10 protein-coding genes are annotated in these 12,928 nt (G+C 67.1%); 4 read left to right on the top strand and 6 right to left on the bottom strand.

Annotation, left to right across the window (positions count from 1 at the left end):
- Positions 1-11: 11 nt before the first annotated feature.
- The 5 genes from KHN93_RS07470 to KHN93_RS07450 form a co-directional block, all read right to left on the bottom strand.
- Positions 12-236, bottom strand: coding sequence for a hypothetical protein (locus KHN93_RS07470; protein ID WP_212579347.1), 225 nt, complete (start codon positions 234-236; stop codon positions 12-14).
- 233 nt (positions 237-469) lie between these two features.
- Complete coding sequence (locus KHN93_RS07465; RefSeq protein ID WP_024938907.1) at positions 470-2,050, bottom strand: DHA2 family efflux MFS transporter permease subunit; 1,581 nt, start codon at positions 2,048-2,050, stop codon at positions 470-472.
- A 6-nt stretch (positions 2,051-2,056) separates the two neighbouring features.
- Entirely contained in the window at positions 2,057-3,250 is a 1,194-nt protein-coding gene (locus KHN93_RS07460; RefSeq protein WP_212579346.1) for an HlyD/EmrA/EmrK family protein, read from the bottom strand.
- Between the two features lie 10 nt (positions 3,251-3,260).
- Positions 3,261-4,748 carry an AdeC/AdeK/OprM family multidrug efflux complex outer membrane factor gene (locus tag KHN93_RS07455; RefSeq protein WP_212579615.1) on the bottom strand — a complete coding sequence of 496 codons (1,488 nt, stop codon included), beginning with the start codon at positions 4,746-4,748 and terminating at the stop codon, positions 3,261-3,263.
- A gap of 23 nt (positions 4,749-4,771) precedes the next feature.
- Positions 4,772-5,212, bottom strand: coding sequence for a MarR family winged helix-turn-helix transcriptional regulator (locus KHN93_RS07450; protein WP_016904051.1), 441 nt, complete (start codon positions 5,210-5,212; stop codon positions 4,772-4,774).
- 123 nt (positions 5,213-5,335) lie between these two features.
- Here KHN93_RS07450 and KHN93_RS07445 point away from each other — a divergent pair, with 123 nt between their 5' ends.
- From KHN93_RS07445 to KHN93_RS07435, 3 genes are all read left to right on the top strand, one after another.
- Entirely contained in the window at positions 5,336-6,187 is an 852-nt protein-coding gene (locus tag KHN93_RS07445; protein WP_047124219.1) for an AraC family transcriptional regulator, read from the top strand.
- 60 nt (positions 6,188-6,247) lie between these two features.
- Complete coding sequence (gene parC / locus KHN93_RS07440) at positions 6,248-8,491, top strand: DNA topoisomerase IV subunit A (protein ID WP_212579345.1); 2,244 nt, start codon at positions 6,248-6,250, stop codon at positions 8,489-8,491.
- A gap of 343 nt (positions 8,492-8,834) precedes the next feature.
- The gene (locus tag KHN93_RS07435; RefSeq protein WP_104561637.1) at positions 8,835-9,491 is read left to right on the top strand and encodes a thiopurine S-methyltransferase; all 657 of its coding nucleotides are present in this window, start codon (positions 8,835-8,837) and stop codon (positions 9,489-9,491) included.
- A 275-nt stretch (positions 9,492-9,766) separates the two neighbouring features.
- Here the strand turns inward: KHN93_RS07435 and bfr are convergent, their stop codons facing one another.
- Positions 9,767-10,252, bottom strand: a complete 486-nt coding sequence (gene bfr, locus KHN93_RS07430) for a bacterioferritin (RefSeq protein WP_146092610.1) — start codon at positions 10,250-10,252, stop codon at positions 9,767-9,769.
- A gap of 146 nt (positions 10,253-10,398) precedes the next feature.
- On the opposite strand from bfr, the gene KHN93_RS07425 reads away from it, so the two are divergent.
- Positions 10,399-12,801 carry a penicillin acylase family protein gene (locus KHN93_RS07425; RefSeq protein ID WP_212579344.1) on the top strand — a complete coding sequence of 801 codons (2,403 nt, stop codon included), beginning with the start codon at positions 10,399-10,401 and terminating at the stop codon, positions 12,799-12,801.
- Positions 12,802-12,928 lie beyond the last annotated feature (127 nt).

Genomic DNA, 12,928 nt, shown 5'->3' with positions numbered 1-12,928 from the left:
CGTCGGTCGGATCATTGTTTCCCGGGCGGGGCGGGCATGTCCTTGATGCCCTGCCGAATAGCGCTTGAACGGGCGAGATCTCCGCTTGCTTCATACGCCTCGGCAAGGCTGTCCAGCGCATTGCGGGACACCGGAAACAGCAACACGTTGAGCGCGAACACACGAATCGCCGCATCTGCGCCGGTCAAGGCTGCAGCGCCCCCACCGCTCCAAACGGTTTGCTGGTTGCTTTGCAAAGCGCTATGCGCACCGACCATCCCGACTGGCTCTTGCCCGCCCACCGTCGCGGGACCTTACGCGGCATGGATGCCGCGTAAGAGCCTACACGGACGTACTTGCGGCGTGTCCCGCGAGGGTGGGCGGGCAAGGGCCCTGCAGCCAAGTCGCAGATCACCCGCTCTGCACTAGACCGGCATGAAGTCGTTGTCTTAGCCGATGTTAGAGCGGCCAAGCGCCTTGTCACCGGCGCCTAATGCCCACCCGCCGCCGCTGCGCCACCTGCGCCCGCACCGAACGGCGGTTTGGCCAGCCACAGGAAGAAGATGATCGCCAGGAAGGTCCAGCCGAGCAGGTAGAAGATGTCGTTGAAGCCCATCTGCGAGGCCTGGTGGTTGATCATGTTGTTGAGCGAGGCCGCGCCGCGTTGCAGGTCGCCCTGCCCCATCGCGGTGACCTGCTCCTGCATGCCCGGGGTGTACACCGAGATGTGTTCGGTGATGTGCGCATGGTGCACCTGGGTGCGGCGTGCCCACAGATAGGTGGTTAGCGATGCGGCAAAGCTACCGCCCAGGGTACGCAGGAAGGTGGCCAGGCCGGAACCTGCCGCGATCTCGCGCCCGTCCAGGTCCGAGAGCAGGATTTGCAGCACCGGCATGAAGAACAAGGCCACACCCACGCCCATCACCAGCTGCACGGTGGCCACATGGCTGAAGTCCACCTGCAGGTTGAAGTTGGAGCGCAGGAAGCTGGTGAACGACAGGAAGATGAAGGCGACGGTGGCGAGCATGCGCAGGTCGAAACGCAGCGCGTACTTGCCCACGAATGGCGTCATCAGCACCGGCAGGATGCCGATCGGCGCAGTGGCAAGGCCGGCCCAGATCGCGGTGTAGCCCATGTCGCGTTGCAGCCATTGCGGGATCAGCAGGCTCACGCTGAAAAACGCCGCATAGGCCACCACCATCGCCAGTGTGCCGGCGCGGAAGTTGCGATGCCGGAACAGCTTGAGATCGACGATGGGATCCTTGTCGGTAAGCTCCCAGATCACAAACACCACCAGCGCCACGGCAGCGACGCAGGCCAGCACCACGATCTTGTCGGAAGAGAACCAGTCCTCGTCGTTGCCCAGGTCCAGCACCAGCTGCAGCGCACCGACGCCGACCACCAGCAGGATCAGGCCGATGTAGTCCATGCGCGGCTTTTCCAGCTGCTCGGGGCGATGGCGCAACTGCGAACCGACAATACTGCTGGCGATGATGCCCAGCGGCACATTGATCAGGAAGATCCATTCCCAGCTGTAGTTGTCGGTGATCCAGCCGCCCAGGATCGGGCCGGCGATCGGTGCCACCACGGTGATCATCGCCAGCAAGGCGAGCGCCTGCCCGCGTTTTTCGCGCGGGTAGATCGACACCAGCAGGCTCTGGGTGATCGGGTACATCGGCCCGGCAACAAACCCCTGCAGCGCGCGCGACACCACCAGCATGCCCATGCTCTGGGCCAGGCCGCACAGCAACGAGGCCACGGTGAAGGCCAGCGTCGACCATACGAACAACTTGGTCTCGCCGAAGCGGCGGCTCAGCCAGCCGGTCAGCGGCAGGGCGATCGCGGTGCTGACGGCGAACGAGGTGATGACCCAGGTGGCCTGCTGCGAACTGGCGCCGAGATTGCCGGCGATGGTCGGCAACGAGACGTTGGCGATGGTGGTGTCCAGCACCTGCATGAATGAGGCCATCGCCAGGCCCACGGTGCACAGCGCCACGCTCGCCGGGCGAAAGCCGGCGGCGGGCGCAGGTGCCGAGGGACCGCCTGGCGCGGTGGGAGCTTGCGAAGACATGCTGGCTTAGCCCGCCTTGGACGCAGCCTGCGCAGGCAGGTTGTCCTGGATGATGCGTTGGATGTCCGCGTCGGCGGCCTGCAACTGCTGCGCATACACGTCGGTGGAGAACACCGCGCCATTGGCGAACTTGGTCGGCAACACGCTGCCCTGCTGGTCATGCAGGTTGACGTCGACCTTCATCGACAAACCGATGCGCAGCGGATTGCCGGCCAGTTGCTTGGCATCGACCGCAATGCGCACCGGCACGCGCTGCACGATCTTGATCCAGTTGCCGCTGGCGTTTTGCGCCGGCAACAGCGAGAACGCGCTGCCGGTGCCCAGGCCCAGGCTTTCGATGCGGCCGGTGTAGTCCACGCCGCCGCCGTACAGATCCGAATGCAGTTCCACTTCCTGGCCCAGGCGCATGTGCTTGAGCTGGGTTTCCTTGAAGTTGGCTTCCACCCACACCTGCTCCAGCGGCACCACCGCCATCAGCACGCTGCCGGGCTGCACACGCTGGCCCAGCTGCGCCGAGCGACGCGCCACGTAGCCGGACACCGGCGCGATGACACCGGTGCGCGCATGGTTGAGATAGGCCTGACGCAGCTGCGCGGCGGCAGTCTGCACGTCCGGCTGGTTGGCCACCGCACTGTCGTCCACCAGCGCGCGGTTGCGTTCGAAGCTCTCACGCGAACCGCTCACCGCCGCTTCGGCCGCGGCCAGTTCCTCGCGGGCATGCGCCAGTTCTTCGTTGGAGATCGCGCCGCTGGCGGCCAGATCCCTGCGGCGTGCGAAGTCGGCACGTGCGCTGCGCAAGCTCACCTCGCGCGAGGACAGTTCGGCCTGTGCGCCTTCCACGCTGCGGTACAGACCACGCACCTGGCGCACGGTCTTGGCCAGATTGGCCTCGGCCTGCTGCAACGCGACTGCGGTGTCGGCCGGGTCCAGCTGCACCAGCAACTGACCGCGCTCCACGCGCATGCCGTCTTCGGCGCCAATGCTGACCACGGTGCCGCCGACCATCGGGGTGATCTGCACCTGATTGCCCTGCACGTAGGCGTCGTCGGTGTCCTCGTGCCAGCGGCCGACCAGGAAGTACCACACCACAAGACCGATGATCGCCAGGATCACCACAATGGCCACGATGCGCAGCGCCGCACGGCGCTTGCTAGGCGCGGCCGGCGTAGGTTGGGAAGAAGTTGGAGTCGTCTGGCTCATCGTCGCTGTCTCAGGAATTCGGTTGTGCGGAAGTGGTCGCGGCGTGTGCGGTGTCGCGCGCAGGTTCCGGCGTGAATCCGCCGCCCAGGGCACGCTGCAACCTCACCGAGGCCAACAGTTGTTGCGATTGCAGGCTGGCCATGCGCTGGCGTGCGAGCAGCAGCTGCTCCTGCACGCTGAGCACTTCCAGGTAGCTGCCGATGCCGGCGCGGTAGCGTTGCTGCGCAAGCGCGAAGGCGGCGGTCACGGTCTGCACCGCGTCGTCCTGCGCACGCGCACGCTGCTCCAGCGAACGCACGGCGTTGACCTGGTCGGCCACCTCGCGCAGGGCGTCAATCACCTTCTGGTTGTAATCGGCCACCGCCAGGTCGTATTGCGCATCGCTGCCGGCCAGATTGGCGCGCAGCTTGCCGCCATCGAAAATCGGCAGGCTCAGCGCCGGCGCAACCACGCCGAACACCGAGGCGCTTTCCAGCAACTGGCCGACATCGCGATTCACCACACCGCCCAGCGCCGTGATGTTGAAACTGGGGTAGAAACGGGTCTTGGCGGCGGCGATATCCTGATCGGCAGCCTCCACGCGCCAGCGCGCGGCGACCACATCGGGGCGGCGGCCCAGCAGGTCGGCGGGCAGGTTGCTCGGCAGCTGCGTGGCGATGGCCGCCCCCAGCGTCGGGCGCGCGATCTCCAGCCCGCGATCCGGGCCCTGCCCGGCCAGCGCGGCCAGGGCGTTGCGGGCCTCGTCGATCTGCTGCTGCGCGGACTGCAGCTGCTGCTGCGCCGACGGTACGCGGGCCTGCGCTTGGCGCACCTGCAGATCGCTGTCGATGCCGGCGCCGCGGCGTTGCCGGGTGAGCTCCAGGGTCTTCTGCACGCGAGTCAACTCATCGTTGGCCACGTCGTGCAGGCGCCATGCGTAGTCGAGCTGCGCATAGGCTTCGGCGATCGCCGCCGACAGGTTCAGGCGTGCCGCCTGTGCGTCCACCTCGGCCGCATGCGCCTGGTCCACCGCCGCTTCCCAGGTGGCGCGCTTGCCGCCCCACAGGTCCACGCCATAGCGGAAGTCCAGCACCAGTTGGCCGTTGCCGCCGAACTTGCCGCCGCGCTCATCGCCCACCATCGATTCGGGCAACTGCACGCCCGCATAGCCACCGGACACCGACAGGCTGGGGCCGCGATCGGCCTGCGCGCTACCGATGCGTGCCTGCGCCTGACGCAGGCGCGCATCGGCCGCCGCCAGGCTGGGACTGTGCTGCAGGCCTTCGGCGATCAGCGCGTTCAATTGCGCATCGCCCAGGGCGCGCCACCAATCGCTGGCCGGCCAGGCGGCCGGGCTCAGGTTGGCCTGCGCGAGGGTGCGCTCGGCATGCAGCGCGCCCGGCTCCAGCATGGTGCCGTGCGGGGCAAGCCCGCGGCTGCTGGCGCAGGCGGCCAGCGCCAGCGTCAGCGTAGTGAGGACGAGCGGCCGCGCAAGCTGCGTGGAGCGCAGGCGCAGCATCTGGATCGGGGAACTAGCAGCGTTCATGAGTTGAGTGCATCGCGGACACGGATGAGAAGAGAGGTGAGTTGTTCGCGCTCGGGCGGAGCCAGATCCCGCAAGCCATGCTCGATGGCGCGCTCGCCACGCAGCTTCAGGCGCTCCCACAGCGCCACGCCCTGTTCGGTCATGACGATCTGCAGCGCACGCCGGTCCTGCGCATGTGGCTCGCGTCGCACCGCACCGAGCGCTTCGAGCTTGTCGAGCAGGCGGGTGACCGCGCTCGGGGTCTGGTCCAGCGCCAGCGCCAGCTCGTTGGCCGTACAGGGCGAGCGCACCGCCAGGATCTTCAGGCCGACGTAGTGGCTGAAGCCGAAGTCCGGCAGCTCGCCTTTCATTTCGGCGTCGAGCTGACGCATCAGCGCATCGCGCACCTGGCGCAACAGCAGGCCGAACGACGGCGAGGCGGTGGAGAGGTCATTCATGGCGGGCTATTTTCTTCCGAAAAATATATTTGTCAACGCAAATATTTCTAACGGGATTAAACCGCCAGCAAGGATCGCCACCTTACGCGCCTGCACCGCTGGCCTGGTAATACAATTGCGCCAATGACTGTCGAAAACCCGCCAACCACGGTAGACGCCCTGCCACCCGGCGTGCGCGCCAGCTTCGAGTGGGCCGACGGACCGGAGGTGATCGCGTTCCTGGCCGACCTGCGCGCGGTATGGGCGCCGGAGACGGTTCGGCATGCGCATGTCCGCGGGCAGCTGATGTATGTGGAGCACGGTGTACTGACGGTGCACACCGAACAGGGAACCCTGTCGCTGCCGCCGGGCTGCGCCGGCTGGATGCCGCCCGGCCAGCAGCACACCGTGGAACTGGCCGGGCCGCTGCGCGGCTGGGGCGTGGTGGTCCGGCCGGACGCCTGCGCAGCGTTGCCCGCGCAAGGCGGGGTGATCCGCCTGACCGGGCTCGCCCGCGAGGTGATCATGCGCGCGGCCGACTGGCCGCTGGGCCAGCCGCTCGACCCCGCCCGGCAACGCCTGGCCGCGGTGCTGCTGGACGAACTGCACCAGGTGCAGATCGACCACCTGCACCTGCCGATGCCGGCCGACCGGCGGCTGCTGCGCATCGCCCGGCAGTTGCTCGATACCCCGGCCGACCCGCGCCCGCTGGACGCCTGGGCCGATTGGGGCGGGCTGTCGGCGCGCAGCCTGAGCCGGCATTTCCGCAGCGAGACCGGGCTGAGTTTCGCGCAATGGCGGCAGCAGGCCCGGCTGGCAGAGGCGCTGCGGCGGCTCAGCCAGGGCAGCCCGGTCGCCCAGGTCGCCGACCAGCTCGGATACAGCAGCCCCAGCGCCTTCGTCAGTGTGTTCCACCGCCATTTCGGCGCTCCACCCACGCGTTATCTGGCCGGCACGCATGCGCGCGGCTTGGCATCCCCCGCCGCATCCGGATAATCGGCGCTCTTCGAGCTCGCGCCACGGCGCGGGCTCCTCTTTCGTAGGACCTGGCTTTACATGACCGATCTGACCCGCCCCACCTTCCATGGCTTCGAGCAGCTGCCGCTGCGCGAGTACGCCGAACGCGCCTATCTCGACTATTCGATGTACGTGGTGCTCGACCGCGCCCTGCCGTTCCTGGGTGACGGCCTGAAGCCGGTGCAGCGGCGCATCATCTTCGCGATGAGCGAGCTGGGCCTGAATGCCGCTGCCAAGCCGAAGAAATCCGCGCGCACCGTGGGCGATGTGATCGGTAAGTACCATCCGCACGGCGACAGCGCCTGCTACGAAGCACTGGTGCTGATGGCGCAGCCGTTCTCGTATCGCTACCCGCTGATCGAAGGCCAGGGCAACTTCGGCTCCACCGACGACCCCAAGTCGTTCGCGGCGATGCGTTACACCGAATCCAAGCTGACCCCGATCGCCGAGGTGCTGCTGGGCGAAATCGGCCAGGGCACCACCGATTGGGCGCCCAACTTCGACGGCACCCTGGAAGAGCCGACCTGGCTGCCGGCGCGCCTGCCGCACCTGCTGCTCAACGGCACCACCGGCATCGCAGTGGGCATGGCCACCGACGTGCCGCCGCACAACCTCAACGAGATCGTCAGCGCGCTGCTGCGCCTGCTCGATAACCCCGATGCCACGGTCGCCGAGCTGTGCGAACACGTGCTTGGCCCGGACTACCCGACCACCGCCGAGATCATCACCCCGGCGGCCGATCTGCGCGCAATCTACGAAACCGGCCACGGCAGCGTGCGGGCACGCGCCACCTACAAGAAAGAACACGCCAACATCGTCATCGATGCGTTGCCGTACCAGGTCTCGCCGTCCAAGGTGATCGAGCAGATCGCCCAGCAGATGCGCGCCAAGAAGCTGCCATGGCTGGAAGACATCCGCGACGAGTCCGACCACACCAGCCCGGTGCGGGTGGTGCTGGTGCCGCGCTCCAACCGTGTCGATGCCGAGCAGCTGATGGGCCACCTGTTCGTCACCACCGACCTTGAGCGCAGCTACCGCGTCAATCTCAACGTGATCGGCCTGGATGGCCGCCCGCAGGTCAAGAACCTCAGGCATTTGCTGAGCGAGTGGCTGAGCTTCCGCAGCGATACCGTCACCCGCCGCCTCAACCATCGCCTGCAGAAGGTCGAGCGCCGCCTGCACCTGTTGGAAGGTTTGTTGATCGCCTTCCTCAACCTGGACGAAGTGATCCGCATCGTCCGCAGCGAGGACGAACCCAAGCCGGTGCTGATCGCGCGCTTCGCGCTAAGCGAGGAACAGGCCGAATACATCCTGGAAACCAAGCTACGCCAGCTGGCGCGCCTGGAAGAGATGAAGATCCGCGGCGAGCAGGAAGCCCTGGCCAAGGAACGCGCGCAGTTGATGGCGATCCTGGAAAGCAAGACCAAGCTGAAGAAGCTGATCAAGGACGAACTGACCGCCGACGCCAAGAAGTTCGGCGACGCACGCCGCTCGCCGCTGGTGCAGCGTGGCGCGGCGCAGGCGATCGACGAAACCGAGATGGTCACCAGCGAACCGATGACCGTGGTGCTGTCGGAAAAGGGCTGGGTACGCGCGGCCAAGGGCCACGAGGTCGACCCGGCCGGCATGTCCTACCGCGAAGGCGACAGCCTGCTGGCGGCGGTGCGCAGCCGCAGCACCCATCAGGTGGCGTTCCTGGATTCGGAAGGCCGCGCCTATTCGACCGCCGTGCACACCCTGCCCTCGGCACGTGGCAATGGCGAACCGTTGACCGGCCGTTTCTCGCCGGCCTCGGGCGCGGCGTTCCAGGTCATGGCCAGCGCCGACAACGCCGCCCGCTTCGTGCTGGCGTCCTCGCACGGCTACGGCTTTGTCACCCGCTTCGAAAACCTCACCGGCCGCAACAAAGCCGGCAAGGCGATGCTCAACCTGACCACCGGCGCGCATGTGCTGACGCCTGCGCAGGTGACCAATCCGCAGAGCGACCGCATCGTCGCCGTCACCAGTGCCGGCAATCTGCTGGCGGTGAGCGCCAGCGATGTGCCCGAGCTGGACAAGGGCAAAGGCAACAAGATCATCGACATCCCCAAGGCCAAGCTCGGCACCGAGCGCGTGGTCGCAGTGGTGGCGGTGGCACCGGGCAATACGCTGCTGGTGCGCAGCGGCGCACGCACCATGAGCCTGTCGTTCAAGGATCTGGATACCTACGTGGGCGCGCGTGCGAGTCGCGGTGCATTGCTGCCGCGAGGGTGGCAAAAGGTGGACGGGCTGGAAGTGCAGTAACGGCTGTTCACCGACGTGGCGCGCAGCGGCGCGTTCGACGCTGCCGCTGCCTCGATTCTGCCGATCTGCTGCAGGGCCCTTGTCCTCCCACCATCGCGGGACACGCCGCAAGTACGTCCGTGTAGGCTCTTACGCGGCATCCATGCCGCGTAAGGTCCCGCGACGGTGGGCGGACAAGGACCGGTCGAGATGGTCGGTGTGGGTGGTTGCGAGCGCGGCGTGCGTGGTTGTGCGCAGTGCATGTCGCACGGCGGTGCGGTGTGGTCGCTTCCTTTCGATCTGCATTGTCAGTGCCATTCCTTGCATCACGGCACTCGTCAACGCAAACCAACAAGACAACATCATGGACACAGATTTCTGGCTGCAACGTTGGCAGAACGGTCAGACCGGCTTCCATCAGGACCAGGTGATGCCGTTGCTGCAAAAGCACTGGCCGGCGTTGCAGTTGCCGAAGGCTGCCCGCGTGCTGGTGCCGTTATGCGGCAAGACGCTGGACCTGCACTGGTTGGCCGCACAAGGCCATCGCGTGCTGGGCGTGGAGATATCGCCGCTGGCGGTGACGCAATTCTTCGCTGATGCCGGCCTGCAACCGCAGCGCCACAGTAGCCGCGCGGGCGAGCACTTTATCGCCGGCCCGATCGAAATCATCTGCGGCGACGCGTTTGCACTGGAGCCAAGCGTGCTGGCCGATTGCAGCGCCTTCTACGACCGCGCCGCATTGATCGCCCTGCCGGCCGGCTTGCGCCAACAGTATCTGCACACCACGTACGCGCGCCTGCCTGCGGGATGCCGCGGGCTGTTGATCACCCTGGAATACCCGCAGGCCGAAAAGGCCGGGCCACCGTTTTCGGTGGACGCTGACGCGGTGCACGCACTGTTCGACACGCAATGGCGGGTGCAGCCACTGGAACGCCGCGACATCCTCGACCTGGAGCCGCGCTTCCGTGCCGACGGCGTCACCGCCCTGTCGACCGGCGTCTATCGTCTGCAACGCAACTGACGGTCGCGGGCGAACTCTGTCATCGGCGAGCGCTGCCGACGCTCCAGTCAGGCGACGCTGGCGTTGCACAAGCAGCGCAGCGCGCGCCGATCAGCACCGCGCGGCGTTGCGCCACGCGATGGTTCGCACAACAGCGAAATGCGCCGAGCAACACCGCCGCAGACCGCGGGCAGTTGACGCAGACCACGCAGCAAGGCGATGCCCCGCGCGGCACCTGCCGATTGCAAATCTGCGCTACGCACGCTCAGCGGCTGCGCAGCGCCCAGTCACCGGGCTCAGCCGGCGACGTGGCCCTTGTCGATCTTCGAGGTCTGGTACAGCCCCAGGCCGATCCGCTTGATCAGGCCCAACTGCTGCTCCAGCCACCAGGCGTGGTCTTCCTCGGTGTCTTGCAGCTGCTTGAGCAGGATGTCGCGGCTGACGTAATCGCCGTGCTCTTCGCACAGCTTCATGCCGGCGGCGAGATTGGCGCGCACTTCGTATTCCACCACCAGATCGCGCTCGAGCATCTCCACCACGGTCTTGCCTGGCGCAAACTCGGCCGGCCGCATGTCCGGGTCACCTTCCAGGAACAGGATGCGCCGCAGCAGCGCATCGGCGTGCTCGGTCTCCTCTTCCATTTCGTGATTGATGCGCTCGTACAGCGCCATCAGGCCCTGGTCCTCGTAACGGCGCGAATGCAGGAAATACTGGTCGCGTGCGGCCAGTTCGCCGCGCAGCAGCTGTTTGAGGTAGTCGACGACTTCGGGATGGCCTTTCATGATGTGCTCCAGCGACGCAATGCGCGCATGGTGCCCTAAGCCGCGGCGCAATGATCTAATCGGAATCACTTTCAGTTGCGCTTGCGGCCAGACCCGCCACGGTCATGACCGGCCGCCACACTGTGACCGAACTCAAGGACTCGACAATGCGCAAATGGCTGGGCCGGCTACTGCTGGCAATCGTGGTGTTGATCGTGGCGGCCGTGTTGGCCGCGTATCTGCTGATGCGTGGCAGCCTGCCGCAGCTGGATGGCAACAGCGCACTGCAGGGCCTGGCGGCACCGGTCAGCGTGCAACGCGACCAGCGTGGTGTGGTCACCATCGATGCGACCAGCAAGGTCGATGCCATGCGCGCACTCGGCTATGTGCATGCGCAGGAGCGCTACTTCGAGATGGACCTGATGCGCCGCGCACCGGCCGGCGAGTTGTCCGAGCTGTTCGGCGCCGCGGCGCTGGACCTGGACAAACGCAATCGCGTGCACCGGCTACGCGCCCGCGTGCATGCCAGCCTGGATGTCGCCGCCGGCAGCCAGCGCGCGGCGCTGCAGGCCTATACCGAGGGCGTCAATGCCGGGCTGGCCGCGCTGCGCGTGCGCCCGTGGCCGTACCTGTTGCTGCGGCAGACACCGCGCGCGTGGACGCTGGACGACTCCATCCTCACCGGCATGGCGATGTATGCCGACCTGCAGGACAACGACAACCAGACCGAACTGGCTGCCGCCCGTATCCGTGCGGTGGTGCCGGCGGCGCTGGCGGCATTGCTTGACCATCAAGGCTCCAGCTGGGATGCGCCGCTGTTCGGCCCCGCGCAAGGCGACGCCGTGCTGCCCGACGCCGCCGCCCTGGATCTGCGCCGCCTGCCGCATCCAGCCGCCACCGCAGGCGCCGAGCCGCCGACGCCGGGCAGCAACAACTTCGCCGTGGACGGCAGCCTCACCAGCGATGGCCGCGCCATCGTGGCCGACGACATGCACCTGGGCCTGCGCGCGCCCAATATCTGGTTCCGCGCACGCCTGCGTTACCCGGACACCAGCGCGCCCGACGGCAAGGTGGATGTCACCGGTTTCACCCTGCCCGGCTTGCCGGCGGTGGTGGTCGGCAGCAACGGGCATGTGGCCTGGGCCTTTACCAACAGCTACATCGACACCGCCGACTTTGCGCGGATTGCGCCGGCCACGTCGGGTCATCCGCAAGCGCTCACCACCCATGTCGAAACCATTCGCGTGGCCGGCGCCGCGCCGGTGCGTTTTGCGGTGCGCGAGAGCGCCTGGGGACCGGTCCTGCACGACAACGCCGATGGCAGCCTGCTCGCGCTGCGCTGGGCCGCGCAGCTACCCGGCGCGATCCGGCTTGACTTTGCGCAGATGAGTACGGCGGCCGATGTGCAGGCCGCCTTTGCAGTGGCGGATCGCTCGGGCATTCCGGCACAGAACCTGTTGCTGGCCGATCGCAGCGGGCGCATCGCCTGGCGGTTGATCGGTGCGCGCCCGGTACGCAATGCCGGCTGTGACCCGAGCGGCATCGCCGAACTGGCAAGCTCGGCGCAGGGTGCGGACGCGGCACCGCCTACGGCAACGGCGACACCGGCGCCAGCGCCGGGCGGCTGCCTGCCCTGGCCGGTGCGCAGCGACGCTGCTCCCGCCCTGATCGATCCTCCCTCGCACCGGCTCTGGACCGCCAACAGCCGCGTCGTCGATGCGCAGCAGTTGGCCACGCTCGGCAGTGCCGGCTACGACCTGGGTGCGCGTGCGCAGCAGATCCGCGACGACTTGTTCGCCAGGCAACGTTTCAACGAGCTGGACCTGCTCGCCATCCAGCTCGACGATCGCGCCGTGCTGCTCACGCGGTGGTGGCAGTTGTTGCGCAGCGTGGTCGAGCACAGCAAGGACCCGGCCTTGCAACAGATCGAAGCCGCCACCCGGCAGTGGGACGGGCACGCATCTACCCGCTCGGCCAGCTATCGCATCGTGCGCGGCTTTCGCGGCATGACCATCGACGCAGTGGAAGCCGGCCTGCTGGCGCCGGCAAAAGCCGCCCTTGGCAAGGACTTCCTGCCGCCGCGTCGCGCGCAGCTGGAAGGCATCGTCTGGCCGTTGCTGCAGCAGCGCCCGGCGCATCTGCTGCCGCCTGCCTATGCAAACTGGGATCAGCTGCTTGCCGAGGCTGCACGCAATGCGCAGACGGATCTCGCTGCGCAGGACGGCGCCTTGAGCGAACGCACCTGGGGCGAACGCAACACCGCTGCCATCTGTCATCCGATCGCGCGGGCATTGCCTGCGCTTGCAAAGCGCTGGCTGTGCATGCCACCCGACCAACTGCCAGGCGATCGCGACATGCCGCGCGTGCAAGGCCCGGCCTTCGGCGCCTCCGAACGCATGGTGGTGTCGCCCGGCCACGAACAGGACGGCATCGTGCATATGCCGGGCGGCCAGAGCGGACACCCCTTGTCACCGTTCTGGGGCGCAGGGCACGACGATTGGGTACACGGCCGGCCAACCCCGTTCCTGCCGACCGCAACCCGCTACACGCTGCAATTGCAGCCGAAATAGGCGTGTTCTTGCTGTCTCGTCCGTCGACACAGGTTTCGACAGTCGTTGGGGGCTGGACGAACGCAAAATCGGTGTCTGCGTTCTGCCGATCGCACCCCGCACCCCGCACCTCGCACCTCGCACATCT

The organism is Xanthomonas arboricola pv. juglandis, assembly GCF_905367715.1.
In the GTDB taxonomy this organism is placed as follows: Bacteria; Pseudomonadota; Gammaproteobacteria; order Xanthomonadales; family Xanthomonadaceae; genus Xanthomonas; species Xanthomonas arboricola.
Note: the sequence above shows the minus strand (reverse complement) of the source record. Positions and strands in the feature narration are given on the sequence as shown.